We start from the raw sequence: 21,701 nt of genomic DNA on the forward strand, positions 1-21,701 counted from the left end.
GGCCGGACGGCCTGCGCCGCCGGGACGTGCGCCGCCGCCGGGACGACCGCCGGGACCACCCGGACCACCGCCACCCGGGCGACCACCGCCACCGGGGCGACCGCCAGCCGGACGCGGGGCGCGCGGCTTGTCGCCGTACGGATTGAAGCTGCCCGGATTGGCGTGGTCGGACGGGAAGCTCGGGGCGTTGCCCGGATGCCCGTACGGACGCGAGCTGCGCTGACCCTGGCCTTGACCCTGGCCGCCGCCACCGCCGCCTTCGCGACGCGGGCCGCGCTCGCCGAAGCCGCCGCGGCCTTCGCCGCCGAAGCCACCGGAACGCTCGCCGCCGTAGCCGCCTGCACCGCCACCCGGACGGCCACCGCCACCTGGACGGCCACCGCCGCCGCCGGGGCGACCGCCCTGCGGGCGACCCTGGCCGGGACCCTTGCCGCGACCGTCGGGATTGCGATGTCCACTCGGACCGGTGCTGACACCGTCCGGCACGTACCAGGTGCGGAACGCGGCCGGATTGCCATCGGGCAACGGCTTGGGACCCTTTTCCTTGCGCTGCTTGAACGGCTTCTGCGACTGGTTCGCTGCGGCTTCGCCGCTGACCGTCAGGCCGCCGTGCTTGCGCGGACCGCCGCGGCCACGACCGCCGCGATCCTCGCGGACGTGGTCGAAGCGACGCAGCTCGCGGCCTTCATCGGCGGTGTTGTGGCCGCCGACATAGCCATTGGAACGGGCGCGACCGGTGAGGTCGATGGTGGCCTTGGTCGCCTTGCGCTGGCCGATGACCGGCTGCAGCGTCAGCGACGACGGCGCGCCGTCCTCGAGGCCGAGCTTGCCGCGCAGCGCTTCGACCGCATCCGACGCGAGTTCACGCGACTGGCCACGCAGCAGCTCGCGCGGCAGCGCGACGTCGCCGTAGCGCACGCGCTTGAGGCGGCTGACCTGGCAACCCTGCGATTCCCACAGGCGGCGCACTTCGCGGTTGCGGCCTTCCTTGACCACGACGCGGAACCAGTCGTGCGAATCGGTGCCGCCGATGCGTTCGATCTCGTCGAACTTGGCCGGACCGTCTTCCAGTGCGACGCCACGGGCGAGGCGGTCGACGATGTTGTCGGGAACCACGTCCTGGCCTTCCGGCGCGCGCACGCGGCAGACGTACTCGCGTTCGACTTCGAACGACGGGTGCATCAGCGCGTTGGCGAGTTCACCGTCGGTGCTCAGCAGAAGCAGGCCGGTGGTGTTGATGTCGAGGCGGCCGATCGCGATCCAGCGCGCGCCCTTGAGGGCGGGCAGGGCCTCGAAAATGGTCGGACGACCTTCGGGGTCTTCACGCGTGGTGACTTCGCCTTCGGGCTTGTTGTACATCAGCACGCGCGAGGGATCGGTCAGCGCGCTGGCGACGAACTGGCGTCCGTCGAGCTCGATCTTGTCGCCGCTCTTGACGCTCATCCCGACCTGCGCGGTCTCACCGTTGACCTTCACCAGGCCGTCGGCGATGCGCTGTTCCAGCGCCCGGCGCGAGCCCAGGCCGGCCTGGGCCAGGACCTTGTGCAGGCGCTCTTCCAGCCGCGGCGCTTCGCCGGTGGTGTCGGTGATGCGCTTGAGGGTGAGCTTGCGGCTCTTTTCTTCAGTCATGTCTGTATTGCTCCGACTCGGCCATCTCGGCCTCGTCTGTGTCTTCCGGAACGGTCGTCGTCTCGACGGCGTGTATGTCTTGCTCGGGATCGTTCACGTCCGCCGCGCGCATTCCCGGCGCGGCATCGGGGGTGCCCATGGGGGCGGTGTCTTGTTCGTTGGAATCTTCGAGGTCGGCGACTTCACTGCCGACTTCGGTTGTTTCGATGGCGGCCTCACCGGGCTCTTCAGCCAGATCGTCGTCGCCGTGTGCTGCGTCCATGTCGAGGTCGGAGTTGGAGGCCTCGTCCGCGCCGATGTCATCGCCGACGTGGTCGTCGACATGATCGGCAATCCCGCCGGCCGCGATCGCCGGCGGCGCGCCATCGAACTGCAGCTGCGGTTCCAGCTCGCCGATGTCCTTGAGTTCCGACAGCGGCGGCAACTCGTCCAGTCGCTTGAGGCCGAAATAGTCGAGGAAGCCACGCGTGGTACCGAACAGTGCCGGCTTGCCGGGCACGTCGCGGTGGCCAACCACGCGGATCCACTCGCGCTCTTCCAGAGCCTTGATGATGTTGCTGTTGACCGCCACGCCGCGGACCTGCTCGATCTCGCCGCGCGTGATCGGCTGGCGGTAGGCGATCAGCGCCAGGGTCTCGAGGGTGGCGCGGGTGTAGCGGGTCTGGCGTTCGGTCCACAAGCGGGCCACCCAGGGGTGGACGTCGGCCTTGACCTGGAAGCGGAAGCCGGAGGCGACCTCGACCAGTTCCACGCCGCGGTTCTCGTCGCCCGCGCGCAGCGCTTCGAGCGCCTGTTCGACGCTGTCGGCCGGCGCCGGCTGGTCCTCGGGGAACAGCGCCTGCAACTGGGCCAGCGTGACCGGCTGGTTGGAGGCCAGCAGGGCGGCTTCCACGATTCGGATGACTAGCTGTTGATCCATGCGGAGTAATTGCTCTGTGGGGCCCTTGTTACCCGTCATTCCCGCGAAGGCGGGAACCCAGTGTCTTTGCTTGCCACCGCTCGAAGGCGCTGGGTCCCCGCCTTCGCGGGGATGACGATCAAAACCTCAAACCCGGACGTCAATCGTCGTTCGCAGCCGGTTCGTCGAATTCGCTGCTCAACTCGATCTCTTCCCCGTCCTTCAGCAGCGCCAGCGACTTGACGTAGATCGGTGCGAACGGCGCGTCCTGCACGATCTCGACCAGTTGCTCCTTGGCCAGCGTCAGCAGGCCCAGGAAGGTCACCACCACGCCGAGCTTTCCTTCCTCGGCGGTGAACAGCGACTCGAAGCGGTAGAAGCTGCCGTCCTTGAGTCGTTCCAGCAGTTCGCCCATGCGCTGGCGGACACTGAGTGCATCGCGCCTGATCGCGTGCTGGGTGAACAGTTCGGCGCGCTTGAACACGTCGTGCAGCGCCAGCAGCATCTCCTTGAGCTCCACCGGCGGCGGCAGGCGGACCGAGGCGCGGTCGGGCACGAAGGCCTGCACCGGCGCCGTGTCGCGATCCTGACGGGGCAGGGAGTCGATGTCTTCGGCGGCCTTCTTGAAGCGTTCGTACTCCTGCAGCCTGCGCACCAGGTCGGCGCGCGGGTCGTCTTCCTCGCCTTCCTCGGCGACCGCGCGCGGCAGCAGCATGCGCGACTTGATCTCGGCCAGCATCGCGGCCATGACCAGGTAATCGGCGGCCAGCTCGAAGCGCATCTCGTGCATGGCCTGGATGTAGGCGACGTACTGGCGGGTGATGTCCGCCACGGGTATGTCGAGGATGTCCAGGTTCTGCCGGCGGATCAGGTACAGCAGCAGGTCGAGCGGTCCTTCGAACGCGTCCAGGATGATCTCCAGGGCGTCCGGCGGGATGTACAGGTCCTGCGGGATCTGCAGCACCGGCTGGCCATGCACCACCGCCAGCGGCATTTCCTGCTGCTGCGGGTGCGTGGGAGCCTGGGACTGGGCGACCACGATCTGCGGGTCGCTCGCGTCGGCTGCGCGTTCTTCGGTCATTCGGAACCGGCCCCTCCGGGCCGTGGGCACTGCTATCGCTTCGGTGCTGGCGGCCTGATGAGGCCACCAATGGGTGCAACGGACTGCTTGAAGTCGGTGCTGAGCCCGAACGGCTACGACCTGCGCACCAAGCGGGGGCGTGGCGGCGAAAGACGTTTAGGGTACGGGCGCAGGCCGTTGGGGGCAGCGGCGCACCACTGTGGGTGCGAGCGTGGCGACGGTGTGGGGAGCCAGTCGCGACGGCCGCTGCATCCGGCCTTGGGCTGTGGAAGCTAGGGTACGGCCTCGCTTTGGCCGTGTCCAGCGGCCCGGAGGCCGGCAGTGGCTACAATTCATGCAGCCCAGATCAGGACGGCCGACCCATGTGGTACGTGATTGAAGGATATGACGGTTCCGAAGTGCTCGCCCAGCGCCTGCAGGCCCGGCCGGTGCATCTGGCGCGGCTGACCGCGCTGCGTGACCAGGGCCGGCTGCTGCTGGCCGGGCCATGCCCGGCCATCGACGCCGAGGACCCGGGTCCGGCCGGATTCAGCGGCAGCGTCGTCATCGCCGAGTTCGAATCGCTGGTGGCCGCCCGCGCCTGGGCCGATGCCGACCCCTATGTCGCCGCCGGCGTCTATCAGCGGGTCGAGGTGCGACCGTTCCGCAAGGTGCTGCCGTGACCATCGCCGCGCTGCCCCGCGAGCAGCGGGTCGCGGCCATCCGCGCCGCCCTGGAGGCGGCGCTGTCGCCCCTGTCGCTGGAGGTCGCCGACGACAGCCATCGTCATGCCGGCCACGTCGGGGCAGCCGACGGCCGCGGCCATTTCAGTGTCGACATCGTCAGCCAGGCCTTCGCCGGGTTGAGCCCGATCGCCCGCCACCGGGCGGTGTACGCGGCAATGGGCGGCCTGATGGAGACCGACATCCACGCCCTGGCAATCCGCGCCAGGACGCCGGAACAGGCGGCCTGACCCGTCCTGGCATGCGTTCGTGGATGCCGCGGCGCAGCATTTTATCGAGCACGCAAAGCCTTCTGGGACGGTCTTCTTAGGCAATGTCACAGGTTGCATAACAATCGCTTTACACTTGCGCTTGTAAACGTTTACAGTCGGCCCCGCATCAATCGCGGAGCCATGAATCTTGGCGAGCGTAACCATCAAGGATGTCGCACGCGTGGCCCAGGTATCGGTGGCCACCGTGTCCCGGGCGCTCAACGGCCACGGCAACGTCGCCGAGGAGGTTCGCAACCGGGTGCTGGCCGCGGCCAACGAGCTGCGCTACACGCCGCATGCCGCCGCCCGCAGCCTCAGCAGCCGCCGCACCCAGACGCTGGGCGTGGTGCTGCCGGACCTGCACGGCGAATTCTTCTCGGAGCTGATGCGCGGCATCGACCAGGTGGCGCGCGCGGCGCGACTGCACCTGCTGGTCTCGAGCTACCACGGCAATCCGGACGAGCAGGGCGCGGCCCTGCGCGCCATGCGCGGCCGGGTCGACGGCCTGCTGGTGATGTCGCCCTATGTCGCCGCGCCGACGATCCTGAGTGAACACCTGGAACCGTCGCTGCCGGCGGTGCTGATCAACAGCCAGGCCGGCCTCGACGGAACGGCGGTGATCGGCGTCGACAACCACGGCGGCGCGTTGGCGATGGTTCGCCACCTGGCCGACCGCGGCCATCGACGCATCGCCTTCATCGCCGGCCCGCAGGACAACTTCGACGCGCACGAGCGATTGCGCGGCTACCGTGATGCGCTGGCGCGACTGCTGCCCGATGCGCAGCCGTGGGTGTTGCAGGGCGGATTCGACGAGGCGTCCGGGCACCGTGCCGGTCGCGAACTGCTGGCCGCCGCGCAACGCCCCGATGCGGTCTTCGCCGCCAACGACATGATGGCGTTGGGCTGCCTGTTCGCGTTCGCCCAGGCCGGCGTTCGCGTGCCGCAGGACATCGCCCTGGCCGGCTTCGACGACATTCCGCTTGCACGCTACGTGCACCCGACCCTGACCACGATGCGGGTCAACATCGCTGAACTGGGCGCGCGCGCCGCACGTGAACTGATGGCGCGCGTGGCCGGCGAGACGGTTGCCGATTCGACGCCGGTGGCGCTGCCTACGGAACTGATCGTGCGGGAGTCGAGCCTGGCCAACATCTGACTCACGGCCTGCAACGAATTCACGCAAAGCAACGATTCCATGCTTCTTGAGAGGGAAAGCATATGAAGCTTGAAGCGAACGTTCGCCGTGTACCGATGCCGCGGCTGCTGGCCTGTGCGCTCGCCAGTTGCCTGGCCGTGTCGGCGCCTGCAGCGCTGGCGCAGAGCACCGCCGCCACCGTCCGCGGTCAGGTCACGGTGGATTCCGCGCCTGCTGGCCAGGCCGAAGTCACCGCCACCAACACCGCCACCGGTCTGACGCGCAAGGTCCAGGCCAGCAACGGCAGCTACAACATCGGCGGCCTGCCGCCCGGCACGTACCGCATCGATGCGGTCGCCAACGGGCAGACGGTGTCGCGCACGATCGTGGTGCAGGTGGGGCAGGTCGCCACGCTGAACCTCGCCACCGGCGGCGTCGCGGAGACGGCCCCGGGTGGGCCTGCAACGACCGTCGACACCGTCACCGTGACGGCATCGGCCATGGTCGAGACCAAGACACCCGAAGTCGCGACCTACGTATCGCAGGTGCAGATCGAATCGTTGCCGCAGGCCTCGCGCAACTTCCTTGCCTTCGCCGACATCGTGCCGGGCATGATCTTCGACCGCCGCGGCAACGGCACGACCCAGCTGCGCAGCGGCGCGCAAAGTTCCAATGGCATCAACGTGTTCATCGACGGCGTCGGCCAGAAGAACTACGTGCTCAAGGGCGGCATCGGCGGCCAGGACCAGAGCAAGGGCAACCCGTTCCCGCAGCTGGCAATCGGCGAGTACAAGGTCATCACGTCCAACTACAAGGCCGAGTACGACCAGATCAGCAGTGCCGCGGTGACTGCGGTGACCAAGTCGGGCACCAACGACTTCCACGGCAACTTCTTCTGGGACCGGGCCAATATCCCCGAATGGCGCGAACAGACGCCGGCCGAGGAGCGCGCCGGCACCGGCAAGAGCCCGTCGGGTGAGGACCAGTACGGCGCGGCCTTCGGAGGTCCGATCATCCGCGACCGCCTGTTCTTCTTCGTGACCTACGAAGGCAAGGAGTTCGAGACACCCGACACCATCGCGCCCGGCTCGCTCGACCCCGGATTCACCCTGACGCCGGAACTGCTGGCGCTGACCGGTCCGACGTCCGAGCCGTTCAACGAGGACCTGTGGTTCGGAAAACTGACCTGGCAGGTCAACGACAACAACCTGGTCGAGCTCAGCGCAAAGGACCGCAAGGAGTCGGAGATCACCGACCTGGGTGGCCTCAACACCAACAGCTACGGCAAGACCAACAACAACGACAGCACCCGCATCGACCTGCGTTACCAGTGGAGCAATGCCGACTGGCTCAACGACATGCACATCACGCATGAGGAGGAGGAGTTCAATCCGCGCGCGATCGTGCTGGCCCCGGGCTACATCATCCAGAACTCGCAGCGCGGCACCGTGCTCAACGTCGGCGGTGGCCAGGATTTCCAGGACAAGGGCCAGGACGGCTGGGGCTTCCAGGATGACCTGACCTATACCGGCCTGGACGGGCACACCTTCAAGGCGGGCTTCAAGTACAAGTCGGTCGACATCAATTCGTTCGAGCAGCAGCCGATCAACGCGCAGTACTCGATCAACTATCCGGCCAACGTCTTCTTCCTGGGCAACTCGTCGCTGGCAACCTTCCAGCCCTACCAGGTGCGCTTCGGCGCGCCGTTGCCGGGCGTCGGCGACCGCGACATCACTTCAAGCAACAAGCAGTACGGCATCTATTTCCAGGACGACTGGGAGATCAACGACAAGCTGATCATCAACCTCGGCCTGCGCTACGACTACGAGAAGACGCCAAGCTACGAGGATTACGTGACGCCACCGGAGCTGGTCACGGCGCTGCGTGGCTGGAGCAACATCCATCAACCGGGCGTGGGCTACGACATCGAGGACTACATCAGCACCGGCAACAACCGCGATGCGTTCAAGGATGCCTGGCAGCCCCGCGTTGGCTTCTCCTATGACCTGTTTGCCGACCAGCGCCACGTGATCTTCGGCGGCGCCGGGCGCGCTTACGATCGCAACCTGTTCGACTACCTCGCGCTGGAGCAGTCCAAGAGCACGTTCCCGTCCTACACGCTGCTGTTCAATACCCCGGGCAACACTTGTACGGTCGACAACGTCAACTGCTTCAACTGGGATCCCCGCTTCCTCAACCAGCAGGAGTTGTACGCCCTGGTTGCCGCCGACCCCGACCGGGGCGCGGAGGTGAACATGATCAACAACGACCTCAAGGTCCCGTATTCCGATCAGTTCAGCCTCGGCATGCGCAACACGCTGACCTTCGGCAACGTCGACTGGAATACCTCGGCGACCATCGTCCACATCGAGAGCCACGACGGCATCATCTTCACCCTGGGCAACCGCTACGACGACGGCACGTTCTACGGTGCCGGCCGGACCTTCGGCGGAGCGCCCTTCGGCGAGCCGATCCCGGGATTCGGCACGCTGATCAAGGCCGACAATGGCGTGGAGACGGACCTCAACCAGTTGCTGCTATGGGCCGAGAAGCCCCTCACCCACGAGTCGCCGTGGGGCGTCACGCTGGCCTACACCTATTCCGATGGCGAGGAGAACCGCGCCAACGCTGCCAACACCGACGAGCATTACGTCTTCGACTACGAGAGCCTGCGTGACCACCCGTGGGTCGCGTCGGTTGGCGTGCCCAAGCACCGTTTCGTCGGTACCGGCATCTACCAGCGCTGGGGATTCACGTTCTCCACCAAGATCACCTACAGCAGCTCGGTGGCCAAGGACACGCTCGATTGCACCACGCCGACTCCGGACCCGACCATGGACAACTGTTCCTTCGGCCGTGTCGATTCGGTGTACTTCGCCGATGCCAACTTCTACCAGTGGGACATCGCGGTGCAGAAGGAGTTCGATACCGGGGCCGGCTTGAAGTACATGGTCAGGGGTGACATCTTCAACATCACCAACGCGCAGAACTGGTCGGCGTTCCAGAATTTCAAGGGCGTCGACGGAACCATCAACCCCGTGTATGGCGACCATACCGACGAGATCACGCTGCCCACGCGCTCGTTCAAACTGTCGTTCGGCCTGTCCTGGTAGGACTGTCCTGGTAGTCCCCGCGGCCGGCGCCGGCGTCCGTCGGCCCCCGCGGGATCGGATTCACCTTTTTTCGACCATTGGCAACGTGATGCAACACAAATGGAAGCCGGTACTGGCACTGGCCCTGCTGGTTTTCCTCGCAGGGTGCGGGAAGGACACTACGCCAGCCTCCCAGACCTACCCGGTGGCCTCGGCGCCGCCGGTGGAAGTGGAGCCGCTCAAGCCGACCAAGCTTGAGCTGCCGCCGCTGTTCGGGGACATCGAGAAGCGCACGTTCCAGTTCTTCTGGGATACCACCAACGAGAAGAACGGCCTCACCCCGGACCGCTACCCGTCGCGGCCGTTCGCCAGCATCGCTTCGGTCGGCTTCGCGCTGACGGCCTATCCCATTGGCGTGGAGAACGGCTGGATCAATCGCAACCAGGCGGTGGATCGCACGCTGACCACGCTGAAGTTCTTCCACGACATGCAGTCGGGCCCGCAGGACACCGGCAAGGGCGCCTACCAGGGCTTCTACTACCACTTTCTCGACATGGACACCGGCCACCGCTACCAGAGCTGGGTGGAGCTCTCCAGCGTCGACACCGCGCTGCTGATGATGGGCGTTCTGTTCGCGCAGAGTTACTACGACCGCGACGACGCGCGCGAGAAGCAGATCCGCGAGCTGGCCGACCAGCTCTACCGCCGCGTCGACTGGACCTGGCTGCAGCAGAACAAGCCGCTGATCTCGATGGGCTGGTTCCCCGAGAGCGGCTTCATCAAGCACGACTGGACCGGCTACAACGAAGCGATGATGCTGTACGTGCTGGCGCTGGCGTCGCCGACCCATCCCGTCGATGCCGATGCCTGGACGGTGTGGACGCGCACCTACAACGACGTCTGGGGCGTCTACCAGGGCGAGGAGTTCCTCGCGTTCGGGCCGATGTTCGGCCACCAGTACAGCCACGTCTGGATCGATTTCCGCGGCATCCAGGACGATTACACGCGCGAGCGCGGCATCGACTACTTCGAGAACAGCCGCCGCGCCGCCTACGCCCAGCGCGCCTACGCCATCGCCAATCCGATGAAGTGGGAGGACTACGGCCACGAGACCTGGGGCCTGACCGCCAGCGACGGCCCGCAGCAGACCCTGCAGGAGTATCGCGGCGAGCAGCGCCAGTTCCGCCATTACTCCGCGCGCGGCGCCGGCCTGCGCGACACCTTCGACGACGGCACGCTGGCGCCGACGGCGGTGATCGGTTCGCTGCCGTTCGCCCCGGAAATCGTGATCCCGACCACGGTGGCGCTGCACGAGCGCTACGGCGACTATCTCTATTCGAGCTATGGCTTCCTCGACTCGTTCAATCCCAGCTTCGGCTACGACATCCCGCTCAAGACCGGGCGGCTGGTGCCGGACAAGGGTTGGGTGGCCAGCGACTACATTGGCATCGACCAGGGCCCGATCCTTGCGATGATCGCCAACTACCGCAACGAGTTCGTCTGGAACGTCATGAAACGCAACCCCTACATCCGCGCCGGGCTGGAAAAGGCCGGCTTCAAGGGCGGATGGCTGGAGCCGCAGGGCGACACCGTCAGCACGCAGCCGCTGCCGCCGACCAAGGCCGGAACGGATGCGGCGACGGCGCGTGCGCTGGGCGAGGCCGAATCGCGCGCGGCGCAGGCGAACGACGCGCAGCCGGCGGCCAAGCCGGAAGCAGCGCCCAAGCCGGCCAAGCAGCAGTGAGCATGCCGTGACCGCGTTCGGGCGACCGGGAATGCGCGCAACGCTGCGAACGATCGCCGCGCTGGCGGCTATCGCCGGCGTCGCGTTGCTGTCGTCGTGCAAGCGCGACAATGACCGGCGCGAAGTGGTGCGCTTCTGGGCGATGGGTTACGAAGGCGAAGTGGTCGCGCAGCTGATTCCGGAGTTCGAGCGGCGCAACCCCGGCATCCGCGTCGAACTGCAGCAGCTTCCTATCATTTCCGCGCACGAGAAACTGCTGACGGCGTTCGCCGGCGATGCGCTGCCCGATGTCGGTGCGATCGGCAACACCTGGGTGTCGGAGTTCTCGCTGCTCGATGCACTGGCGCCGCTGGACGCCCGCCTGGCCGCGACGCCGACGCTGCAGGTGACGGACTATTTCCAGGGCGCTTGGGACACCGGCGTGATCGGCGCCACCGTCTACGCCGTGCCCTGGTACGTCGAGACGCGCCTGCCGTTCTACCGCCGCGACCTGCTCGCCAAGGCCGGCATCGCCCGGCCGCCGCGCACCTGGGCGGAATGGAAACTGGCGATGGCCGCGATCAAGCGCGAGGTCGGCCCGAACCGCTACGCGGCGCTTTTCCCGCTCAACGAGGCCGAGCCGCTGCTGAACCTGGGCATCCAGTCGCCCGAGCCGCTGCTGCGCGACGATGGCCGCTATGGCAATTTCCGCAGCCCCGGGTTCAAGCGGGCGCTGACTTTCTACCGTGAAGTCTTCACCAACCATTGGGCGCCGGTGGCCAGCAATACGCAGATCGCCAACGTCTGGAACGAGTTCGGTCGCGGCTACTTCAGCTTCTACGTCAATGGCCCCTGGAACATCGCCGAGTTCCGTAACCGCTTGCCGCCGCAGTTGCAGTCGACCTGGATGACGATGCCGTTGCCAGGCGAGAACGGGCCGGGCGCCTCGGTCGCCGGCGGCGCCAGCTTCGTGGTGTTCCGCAAGTCGAAGCATCCGGATGCTTCGTGGAAACTGATTGCCTATCTGTCGGAGCCGGACGTGCAGGTGCGTTTCCACGCCCTGACCGGCAACCTGCCGCCACGGCGCAGCGCCTGGAATGCGGCGTCGCTGGCCAACGACGTGTATGCGCGCGCCTTCCGCGATCAGCTCGAACGTGCTCGACCGGCGCCGAAGGTGCCGGAATGGGAGCGCATCGCCAACGAGATCAAACTGGTCGGCGAGCAGCTGGCCAATGGCCGTGTCAGCGTGGACGAGGCGGCTGCCGAGCTCGATCGTCGCGCTGATGCCATCCTGGAGAAGCGCCGCTGGATGCTCGATCACCACACCGTCGGAGCCGCACCATGATGCGCGCCGGCACTGCGGGCTGGGTCTTTGCCGGGCCGGCACTGGTGGTGATCGGCGTGTTCTTCGGCCTGCCGGTGCTGGCGGCGTTCGTTCTCAGCCTGACCGACTTCGACATCTACTCCCTGTCAGACATCGCCAACCTGCGCTTTGTCGGCCTGGGCAACTATCTGGGGCTGCTGCAGAACCCGCTGTTCTGGAAGGCCCTGGGCAACACGCTGTACTTCGTCGTGGTCGGCGTGCCGCTGTCGATCGCGGTGTCGCTGGCGGCCGCTTTGCTGCTGCATTCGCGCATGGCCCGGTTCAAGCCGTTGTTCCGCACCGCGTACTTCGCACCGGTGGTGACGACGGTGGTGGCAATGGCGGTCATCTGGCGCTACCTGTTCCATACCGGCTACGGGCTGGTGAACTGGGTGCTGTCGTGGGTCGGCATCGATGCGGTCGACTGGCTCGGCGACCCGAAGTGGGCGATGCCGACGATCATCCTGTTCGCCGTGTGGAAGAACTTCGGCTACAACATGATCATCTTCCTCGCCGGCCTGCAGTCGATTCCCGAGGACCTGTACGAGGCGGCGCGCATCGACGGTGCGTCGACGGCGCGGCAGTTCCGCCACGTAACCCTGCCAATGCTCGGCCCGGTGCTGCTGCTGGTGTCGATCCTGACCCTGTCCGGGTACTTCCAGCTGTTCGCCGAGCCCTACGTCATGACCCAGGGCGGGCCGCTGCAAAGCACGGTCAGCGTGCTGTACCTGATGTACGACGAGGGCTTCAAGTGGTGGAACCTGGGCAATGCGTCGGCGGTGGCGTTCATGCTGTTCGCGCTGATGACGGCGGTGACGAGCGCGATGTTCTGGTTCGCACGACGCAAGGGTGCCGAGTGAGCAGGCCACGCCCATGACCCCGCGCCTGGCCAAAGCCATCATCAACGGCCTGCTGATCGCCCTGGGCGTGATTGCCTTGGCGCCGCTGCTGTGGATGCTGTCGGTGTCGTTCATGCAGCCGGGCGAGGCCAGCCAGTTTCCGCCGCCGCTGCTGCCGGCCAGCGCGACGCTGCACAACTACCACGAACTGTTCGCGCACGCCGGCATGGGCCGCTACCTGCTCAACAGTTTCCTGATCGCCACGCTGGCCACGCTGATCGGCGTGCTGCTCAATACCATGGCCGGTTACGCATTCGCCAAGCTGCGCTTTGCCGGCCGCGAGCGGATCTTCCGGGTGCTGCTGGCGGCGCTGGTGATCCCGGCGCAGGTGACGATGATGCCGCTGTTCCTGATGCTCAAGCAGCTGGGTCTGGTCAACAGCTACGCCGGTGCGATCGTGCCGGGCATGGCTACCGTGTTCGGCATCTTCCTGGTGCGCCAGTACGCGCGGTCGATCCCCGATGAGCTGCTGGAGGCGGCGCGGATCGACGGGGCAGGCGAGGTGCGGATCTTCTTCCAGATCGTGCTGCCGGTGCTCAAGCCGATCCTGGTGACGCTGGCGATCTTCGTGTTCCTGGCGTCGTGGAACGACTTCATGTGGCCGCTGATCGTGCTCAGCGACAAGGACCTGCAGACGCTGCCGGTCGCGCTGGCAACGCTGTCGCGCGAGCACGTGCAGGACAACGAGATGATGATGGCCGGCTCGGTGGTGACGGTGCTGCCGGTGCTGGTGCTGTTCCTGGCGTTGCAGCGCTACTACCTGCAGGGCCTGCTGGTCGGGAGCGTGAAGGGATGAGGGCGTGGGTGGTCGCGGTTGCCGTCGCCGTCCTGGCGGCCCTGCCGACTGCGGTATCGGCAACGGATGCACCCCGCCTGCTCGACGGTTTCCAATCGGCTGACGCCTGGACCGTGGTGACCAGCGACCAGGTCAGCGGCAAGCTGCGCAGCGTCGAAGGCACGGCCGGCAAGGCGCTGTGCCTGGACTACGACTTCAACGGCGTGTCCGGCTATGCGGGCATCACCCGCGAACTGCCGCTGGACTACCCGGACAACTACGCGTTCGCGTTCCAGCTGCGCGGCGATTCACCCGCCAACGATCTGCAGTTCAAGCTGGTCGACGACAGCGGCGACAACGTGTGGTGGGTCAATCGCACGCGTTACGCGTTTCCTTCGACGTGGACGCCGGTGCAGTACAAGCGCCGGCATATCACCCGCGCCTGGGGGCCTGCGCCGGACCCGACGCTGCGTCACAGCCGGCGCATCGAGTTCACGATCTACAACAGCGCAGGTGGCAGGGGCTCGGTCTGTTTCGACCAGCTGACGCTGCGGACCTTGCCGCCACAGGACGATACGCCTTTGCTCGGGCGGGCCAGCGCCACGAACGACGACGCGCTGGCTGCCGGAGCCGTCGACGGCAGACTGGACACGGCGTGGCGTGCGGCGCTCGACCCGGCGCGCCCGCCGCAATTCCGGCTCGACCTGCAGCGCATGCGCGAGTTCGGCGGCGTCGTGCTGCGCTGGCTGCCCGGGCAGGCGGCCACGGACTACCGCGTCGAACTGTCCGATGACGGCCGCCATTGGCGGCTGGCCCGCGACGTCACCGGCGCCGACGGCGGCAGCGACTATCTGGCATTGCCCGAGTCCGAGGCGCGCCATCTGCAACTGACGCCGCTGAAGGCGGCCACGGCCACGGTCGCACTGGCGGAGTTCGCCGTGCAGCCGCTCGCGTTTGCAGCCGCCCCGAATGACTTCGTGCGCTCGGTAGCCGCGCAGGCGCCCCGGGGCGCCTGGCCGCGCGGCTTCAGCGGCGAGCAGCCTTACTGGACCATCCTCGGCATCGACGGCGGCCTGGAGCAGGGGCTGATCGGAGAAGACGGTGCGATCGAGATCGGCAAGGGCGGCTTCAGCGTCGAGCCGCAGGTAACCACCGCTGGTGGCGTCGTCGATTGGGCGGGCGTCGAAACGTCGCAGTCGCTGCAGGACGGCTACCTGCCGATTCCGACCGTGCATTGGCGGCACACCGATTTCAGCCTCGACATCACCGCCTTCGCCCAGGGCGCGCAGCCGCAGTCGCAGCTGGTCGGGCGCTATCGGCTGGTCAACACGTCGAACAAGACGCAGGACTATGTGCTGGCATTGCGGATGCGGCCGCTGCAGGTCAATCCGCCAACGCAATTCCTCAACACCGTGGGCGGCGTCAGCCAGATCCATGCCTTGGCGCTCGACGCGGACCGGGTGACCGTCGACGGACGTGCGCGGTTGCGGTTGTCGCGCCCGGCGAGCAGCGCATACGCCACGGCGTTCGATGCAGAAGATGCGGAGACAAGCGTTTCGCCGCCGGTCTCGGTCGAAGACCCGAGCGGCCTGGCCAGTGGCGCGATGAACCACGCCGTACGGCTCGCACCAGGCGCATCCTTCCAGCTCGACTGGATCGCGCCGCTCACCGGAGACCTGCCGCCGGCGCTGACCGCCGCCGACGCCCAGGCCATGCAGCAGCGCGCCGCCGTGCAGTGGCGCGGCAAGCTCGACCGCGTGCAGCTGCGTGTACCGCAGCAGGGCCGGCGCGTCGTCGACACGCTGCGTACCGCGCTGGCGCACATGCTGATCAGCCGGATCGGACCGCGGCTGCAGCCAGGCACGCGCTCGTACTCGCGGGCCTGGATCCGCGACGGCGCGATGATCGGTGAAGGCCTGCTGCGCATGGGCCGCGAGGACGTGGCCACGGAGTTCCTGCGCTGGTATGCGCCGTACCAGTTCGACAACGGCAAGGTGCCGTGCTGTGTCGACGACCGCGGCAGCGATCCGGTGCCGGAGAACGACAGCCATGGCGAACTGATCTTCACCGTCGCCGAGGTCTACCGCTACACCCGCGATCGCGACATGCTCGAAGCGATGTGGCCACATGTGCAGGGCGCGGTGCGCTACATGGACCAGCTGCGGCTGAGCGAGCGCACGCAGGCCAATCGCGATCGCAACCCGGCGTTCTACGGGATGATGCCGGCCTCGATCAGCCACGAGGGCTACTCGGCCAAGCCGATGCACTCGTACTGGGACAACTTCTGGGCGCTGCGCGGCTACAAGGACGCGGTGGAGATCGCGCAGTGGCTCGGCCACGACGAGGAGGCCGCGCGCTTCGCCGCTGCGCGCGACGAGTTCCGCGGCGACCTGTACGCATCGCTGCGCTCGGCAACCTCGCAGCACGGCATTGACTTCCTGCCCGGCGCGGCCGAGCTGGGCGACTTCGACGCCACCTCGACTACCATCGCGCTCGCTCCGGGTGGCGAACAGGCCAACCTGCCGCAGGACCAGCTGCACAACACGTTCGAGCGCTACTGGCGCGAGTTCGCCGCGCGCCGCGACGGCACCCGCGAATGGAAGGACTACACACCCTACGAGCTGCGCACGATCGGCAGCTTCGTGCGCCTGGGATGGCGCGAGCGCGCGCACGAGGCGCTGGACTTCTTCTTTGCCGACCAGCAACCGCGCGCCTGGAACCAGTGGGCCGAAGTGGTCTCGCGCACGCCGCGGAAACCCTTCTTCCTTGGCGATCTGCCGCACGCCTGGGTCGCCTCGGACTATGTCCGTTCGGCGCTGGACATGTTCGCCTACAGCCGCGACGACGATGCACTGGTGGTGGCCGCCGGCATACCGCCCAACTGGCTGCAGGGCGAGGGTGTCAGCGTGGCAAACCTGCGCACGCCGGTGGGAATGCTCGGTTACTCGCTCCGGCAGTCCGGCGAACGCGTGGTCTTCAAGCTCGCGCCAGGGCTGACGCCGCCGTCAGGCGGTGTCGTGCTGACCTGGCCGTACCCGCAGCCGCCTGGCGCCACGCGCATCGACGGACGACCGGCGACGTGGAAGGACGGCGAGCTGCGCATCGACCGCGCCGGCGCCACGGTCGATATCAGGCTCGCGCAGCCGCGCTGAGGCGGGCATCAACGCCGCGTGACGACGTCTGGCCGGTGGCTGCGCTATCTAGGTCGCCTGCATGGGTGCCCAAGGAGAGCACATGGAAACGATGGAACTTCATCGCGGTCGCCTGATCGACCACATCCAGCTGGTGGTGCGTGATCTGCCCGCGAGCCAGGCGTTCTACACCGCGGTATTCGACGTGCTGGACGTGCCAATGGGTGGGACCGCCGACGACTATTTCTGGGCGGACGAACTGTTCGTCTCCACCGTGGACAGCGAAGCGGCGCAGGGCAAGCTGACGGGCCGTCATCACCTTGCGTTCCAGGCGAAGGACCGCGAGACGGTCGATGCGTTCCACAAGGCGGCCCTGGCCAGCGGCGGCAAGGACAACGGCAAGCCCGGCGAGCGCGAGTACCATCCGGGCTACTACGCCGCGTTCGTGCTCGATCCCGACGGCAACAACATCGAGGCGGTCTTCCACGGCGAGGCAAAGCGCAGCGCGGACTCGGTGAAGGTCACGTTCTGACGCGAAGTACCGTCGCTGGCGGTTACTTCTTTTCCGTCGCCTTTTCCGTCGCCATCTCGCGCGCTTTCACCCGCGTGCCCGGCGTCAGCAGGGCATTGGGCGCCAGCACCACGACATCATCGGCATTGATGCCCGACAACACCTCGATCTCGTTGCCCAGGTTGCGGCCCAGGGTCACGTCGCGGTAGTTCAGCGTGGAATCGCGCAGGGTCGCCACCTGCGCGCCGGTGGCGCGCTGGATGATCGCCGACAACGGCAGCACGGTGGCCGGCGCCGGTCGCGCCAGGTGCATGCGGACGCTGCCGACCATGCCGGCGGGGATGCGGCTGTCCGGATTGGGCAGGCGCAACTCGGTGCGCATCACACCCGACTCGCGCGACAACGACTGCGCACTGCGCATCACCTGCGCCTTGAACGTCTGCCCGGGCAACTCCGGGAACCCGACGTCGGCTTCCACGCCAGGCTGGATCTGCAGCGCCACGTTCTGCGGCACGTCGACCACGACGCGCAACGGATCCAGCGCGCTGACTTCGAACAGCGGTGTGGCCGTGGTCGAATCTCCGACCACGCGGTCGCCGCGTTCGATGTTGCGCGCGACGACCACGCCGGCAAACGGCGCGCGGACGGTCTGGAAGCCCTGGCGCTCGCGCGAGGAAATCAGGCGCGCCTCGGCCGCGGAAACGGCGGCGACGGCGACGTCGTGGTTGGCCTTGCGGTCGCTGTAGAGCTCCTTGGAGATGGCGCCGGAGCCGATCAGCACATTGGCGCGGTCGAAGTTGACCTTGGCCAGCACTTCGTCGGCGCGGGCGCGTGCCAGGTCGGCCTGCGCTTCGCGCACGGCCTGGTCGGCTTCCGGGGCGGAGATCACGGCGAGAACCTGGCCGGCTTCGACCTTGTCGCCAAGCTCGGCGCGGCGCTCACTGATGAAGCCGGTGGCGCGGGCGTAGATCTGCGCCGATTCGCCGGCCATGGCGCGCGCGGGCAGGCTCAGGTCGTAGGCGGCGTCGGCGGCCCTGGCGCGCACGGTCAGCACTTCCGGAACGGGGGTCGCCGGCGTCGGCTCGGCCGAGCCGTTTCCGCAGGCGGTCAGCACCGTCAGGACGGCCATGGCCATCGCGCTGCGCACGACGGGATTGAGACGGATCATGGAGTGGCTCCTGCTTCGGCACCGGGGGCGTCCCCGTCGATGCTGTTGGTGTCGCTGGGCGAGTCGGGGAGGGCGGCATGGCGGGCCGCTGCCGGCATGCGCCGGCCCAGCACCGCGAGAATGGAAGGCACCAGGATCAGCGTGGCCGGGGTGCCGAACAGCAGGCCGCCGATCACCGCGCGGCCGAGCGGTGCGTTCTGTTCGCCGCCTTCGCCCAGGCCGATGGCCATCGGGATGATGCCCAGGATCATCGCGCTGGCGGTCATCAGCACCGGCCGCAGGCGCACGGCCGCAGATTCATAGGCGGCCAGTTCCGGATCATGGCCGGCGGCGACCAGGCCGCGGGCGAAGCTGGTGACCAGCACGCTGTTGGCGGTGGATACGCCGATCACCATCATCACGCCCATCAATGCCGGCACGCTCAGCGGCGTGCCGGTGACGAACAGGCCGAAGGCCGCGCCGGCGATCGCCAGCGGCAGGCCCGACATCGCCACCAGCGGCTGGATCCACGACTGGAAATTCACCACCAGCACCAGGAATACGAGAGCCGCCGACATCATCAATCCGGCAGCGAGCTCGCTGTAGGCGCTCTTCATTTCACCGGCCTGGCCGGCGATCTCGATGCGGTTGCCGGGCTTGAGCTTGCCCTGCAGATCGTTGGTGATCGCAGTGAGGCGATCCTGCACGGAGCCAAGGTCAGTGCCTTCGACATTGGCCAGCACGCTGATGGTCGGTGCCAGCGTTGTGCGCGCCAGGCTCGCCGGAACGCTGCGCGGGGTGACCGTGGCGATGTTGCGCAACAGCACCGCCTGGCCATCGCTGCCAATGCGCACGGGGGCGTTGAGCAGTTCGTCGATGCTGGTCATGTTCACCGGCGGAGCCTGCACCTGCACGGTGTAGGCAATCGCGTTGACGGTGTCGGTCCAGTAGACCGGGGTGACCGTGCCCGAGGAACCCAGCACCGCCAGCACGGCACGGCTGGCCTGCTGGGCGTCGAGACCGAGCTGGGCGGCGCGGGTGCGATCGATGCGCACCTGGTACTCGGGCAGGTCGAGCACCTGGCGCAAGGCGACGTCCACTGCCCCTGGAACCTGCTTGAGGCGCTGTTCGATCTCGCGGGCGAGGGCGAGGTTGCCGGTGCTGTCGCGGCCGATCACGCGCACTTCGAATGCGGCCGCGGCCGAACCGGCCAGCGTGCGGCTGGTTGCATCGGGTGGCCGCTCGAACACTTTCGCGTCGGGGAAGCGCTCGGCGATGCGGCGGCGGATCTGCACCAGATAGTCGTGGCTGGACGCATGCGGCGTGCGCAGCTGCAGCATCACTTCGGCTTCGAACGAACCCACTACGGCGCTGTCGACCAGCGACAGGTTGACCGCGTCGGGCATGCCGATCTGTTCGTAGACCGTCTCCAGCTCGGAGGCCGGGATGATCTTGCGGATCTCGCGCTGGATCTCGGTCAGGCGCGCGGCGGTTTCTTCCAGGCGGGTGCCCGTGGGCAGGCGTACCTGCAGGCGCAGCTGCCCGGCATCGACCTGCGGGAAATACTCGCGCCCCAGCGACACCGCCGACACCGCACCGATGGCGATGACCACCAGTGCCGACAACGCCAGCACGCCGCCGTGGTGGCCCAGCCTGACCAGCAGCGCGTGGTGGCGATCACGCAGCGAATCGAGCGTGTGTTCGACCTTGTGGTTGACCTTGAGGAGGGCGCGCTCGGCCTTCCATTGCGGGTTCTTGCGGCTGCGGATGTCGGCCGGCAGCATCAGGTAGCACAGCACCGGGATCAGCGTGCGCGACAGCAGGAAGGACGCCACCATCGCGAAGATCACTGCCAGCGCCAGCGGCGTGAACACCCAGGCCGACAGGCCGCTCATCAGCAGGATGGGGGTGAGCACGATGCAGATGGAGATGGTCGATACCATCTCCGGGAACACCACTTCGCGGGCGCTGTCGAGGATCGCGGTACGCACGTCCTTGCCCATGGCGATGTTGCGGTTGGTGTTCTCCACGTCGACCACGGCGTTGTCGACCAGGATGCCGATCGCCAGCGCCAGTCCGCCCAGCGTCATCACGTTGAAGGTGTAGCCGAGCAGGTTGAGCAACGCCACCGATGCCAGCAGCGCCAGCGGGATCGCCGACAGCACGATCAGGCTCGAGCGCCAGGAGCCGATGAACACCAGCACCACCAGCGCGACCAGCAGGCCTACCAGCAGCACTTCGTGGCGGATCGAATCGATCGCGTGGTCGACGAACACCGACTGGTCGAAGATCGGACGGATGCGCGTGCCGGTCGGCGCGGAGGCTTCGATCTCGGGCAGGCGCTCGCGCACCGCGTGCACGATCTCCACCGCCGAGGCGCCGCCGAGCTTGATCAGCGCCACCGCGACCGCGCTGGAGCCGTCCATGCGCGCGACGTTGGTCTGCAGCGCGCCGCCATCGCGGACCGAGGCGACGTCGCGGATGTAGATGACCGTGCCGTTGCGCGATGCCACCGGGATCTCGAGGAACTCGGCCGCGCTGGCCGGGCTGGTGTCGAGCGAGATCTGCATCTCGCGCGCGTTCTCGCGGATCGAACCGGAGGGCAGGGTGGGGCTGCCGCGTTCCAGCGCGGTGGTCACGTCCGACGGCGTCAGGCCGTAGGTCTGCAATGCCGCCGGGTTGAGATCGACCATGATCTGCCGCGCCGCGCCGCCGTAGGGCAGCGACATGCGGATGCCGGGAATGGTCTGGATCTGCGAGCGCAGTTGCAGGCGCGCGTAGTCGTAGAGCTGGGCTTCGGTCAGCGAGTCCGACGACAGCACCAGCATCAGCACCGGCGTGCTGGAGACATTGTTGCGGATCACCAGCGGCGGCGAAGTGCCGGGCGGCATGCGCCGCAGGATGGTCTGCGATACCGCGGTGATCTGCCCCAGCGCACGGTCCAGGCTCACCGTGGGCTGGAAGTCGATGCGCACGATGCTGGCGCCGGTCAGCGATTCCGAACGGACCTCCTTGAGGTCGTCCACGGTGTTCATGATCGCGACCTCGGAGAACGAGGTCAGCTTGGCGGCCATGTCCGCCGCCGGCAGGCCGTTATAGGTCCAGACCAGGTTGACCGAGGGAATGCCGACCTCGGGCAGGATGTCGGTCGGCATCCGCCGCGCCGCCAGCGTGCCGAACAGCAGGATCAGGATTGCGAGCACGCCGATCGTGTATCGGCGGCTCAGGGCGTATTGGACAATCCACATCGCGCGCGTCCGGTCAGGGGTGGGGGCAGGCTTACCCTCCGATTAAGTTAGGCGCTCAAGCCCCGCCAGCGGTAGTACATTGCTGCTCGAAAGTTG

Annotated in this window: 14 protein-coding genes and 1 pseudogene; 10 read left to right on the top strand and 5 right to left on the bottom strand. The window is 67.4% G+C overall.

Annotation, left to right across the window (positions count from 1 at the left end):
• The 3 genes and pseudogenes from AC1DER_RS00005 to AC1DER_RS00015 form a co-directional block, all read right to left on the bottom strand.
• Positions 1-1,629 (bottom strand): pseudouridine synthase (locus tag AC1DER_RS00005; protein ID WP_477357519.1); only part of this gene is annotated, 1,629 nt, incomplete at its 3' end.
• A pseudogene (gene scpB, locus AC1DER_RS00010) lies at positions 1,625-2,548 on the bottom strand (SMC-Scp complex subunit ScpB); the annotation flags it as partial. The gene AC1DER_RS00005 and the pseudogene scpB, both read right to left, overlap by 5 nt.
• A 139-nt stretch (positions 2,549-2,687) precedes the next feature.
• Positions 2,688-3,608 (bottom strand): segregation and condensation protein A, encoded by a 921-nt coding sequence (locus tag AC1DER_RS00015; RefSeq protein WP_441814675.1) that lies wholly within the window; start codon positions 3,606-3,608, stop codon positions 2,688-2,690.
• A 362-nt stretch (positions 3,609-3,970) separates the two neighbouring features.
• On the opposite strand from AC1DER_RS00015, the gene AC1DER_RS00020 reads away from it, so the two are divergent.
• The 10 genes from AC1DER_RS00020 to AC1DER_RS00065 all read left to right on the top strand — a co-directional run bounded on the left by AC1DER_RS00020 (position 3,971) and on the right by AC1DER_RS00065 (position 17,231).
• On the top strand, positions 3,971-4,270 hold the full coding sequence (locus tag AC1DER_RS00020; protein ID WP_477245041.1) for a YciI family protein: 300 nt from the start codon (positions 3,971-3,973) through the stop codon (positions 4,268-4,270).
• 2 nt (positions 4,271-4,272) lie between these two features.
• Positions 4,273-4,560, top strand: coding sequence for a BolA family protein (locus AC1DER_RS00025; protein ID WP_477245146.1), 288 nt, complete (start codon positions 4,273-4,275; stop codon positions 4,558-4,560).
• Between the two features lie 169 nt (positions 4,561-4,729).
• Positions 4,730-5,737 carry a LacI family DNA-binding transcriptional regulator gene (locus AC1DER_RS00030; RefSeq protein ID WP_441814673.1) on the top strand — a complete coding sequence of 336 codons (1,008 nt, stop codon included), beginning with the start codon at positions 4,730-4,732 and terminating at the stop codon, positions 5,735-5,737.
• A gap of 62 nt (positions 5,738-5,799) precedes the next feature.
• Entirely contained in the window at positions 5,800-8,829 is a 3,030-nt protein-coding gene (locus tag AC1DER_RS00035; protein ID WP_477245044.1) for a TonB-dependent receptor, read from the top strand.
• An 88-nt stretch (positions 8,830-8,917) separates the two neighbouring features.
• Positions 8,918-10,552 (top strand): glucoamylase family protein, encoded by a 1,635-nt coding sequence (locus AC1DER_RS00040; RefSeq protein WP_477245148.1) that lies wholly within the window; start codon positions 8,918-8,920, stop codon positions 10,550-10,552.
• Positions 10,553-10,583: 31 nt separating this feature from the next.
• Positions 10,584-11,876 carry a sugar ABC transporter substrate-binding protein gene (locus AC1DER_RS00045; RefSeq protein WP_477245046.1) on the top strand — a complete coding sequence of 431 codons (1,293 nt, stop codon included), beginning with the start codon at positions 10,584-10,586 and terminating at the stop codon, positions 11,874-11,876.
• A complete protein-coding gene (locus AC1DER_RS00050) occupies positions 11,873-12,754 on the top strand; it encodes a carbohydrate ABC transporter permease (RefSeq protein ID WP_441814669.1) in 882 nt (293 codons plus the stop codon). The genes AC1DER_RS00045 and AC1DER_RS00050 overlap by 4 nt, the downstream gene beginning before the upstream one ends.
• A gap of 13 nt (positions 12,755-12,767) precedes the next feature.
• Positions 12,768-13,589, top strand: a complete 822-nt coding sequence (locus tag AC1DER_RS00055; RefSeq protein ID WP_477245048.1) for a carbohydrate ABC transporter permease — start codon at positions 12,768-12,770, stop codon at positions 13,587-13,589.
• Between the two features lie 32 nt (positions 13,590-13,621).
• On the top strand, positions 13,622-16,720 hold the full coding sequence (locus tag AC1DER_RS00060; RefSeq protein ID WP_477245150.1) for a discoidin domain-containing protein: 3,099 nt from the start codon (positions 13,622-13,624) through the stop codon (positions 16,718-16,720).
• 82 nt (positions 16,721-16,802) lie between these two features.
• A complete protein-coding gene (locus tag AC1DER_RS00065) occupies positions 16,803-17,231 on the top strand; it encodes a VOC family protein (RefSeq protein WP_477245050.1) in 429 nt (142 codons plus the stop codon).
• Between the two features lie 22 nt (positions 17,232-17,253).
• Here the strand turns inward: AC1DER_RS00065 and AC1DER_RS00070 are convergent, their stop codons facing one another.
• On the bottom strand, positions 17,254-18,378 hold the full coding sequence (locus AC1DER_RS00070) for an efflux RND transporter periplasmic adaptor subunit (protein WP_477245052.1): 1,125 nt from the start codon (positions 18,376-18,378) through the stop codon (positions 17,254-17,256).
• Positions 18,375-21,605 (bottom strand): efflux RND transporter permease subunit, encoded by a 3,231-nt coding sequence (locus AC1DER_RS00075; protein WP_477245054.1) that lies wholly within the window; start codon positions 21,603-21,605, stop codon positions 18,375-18,377. Before AC1DER_RS00075 ends, AC1DER_RS00070 begins: the two co-directional genes overlap by 4 nt.
• Positions 21,606-21,701: the final 96 nt, after the last annotated feature.

It is taken from the genome of Lysobacter sp. 05T417, from assembly GCF_056396405.1.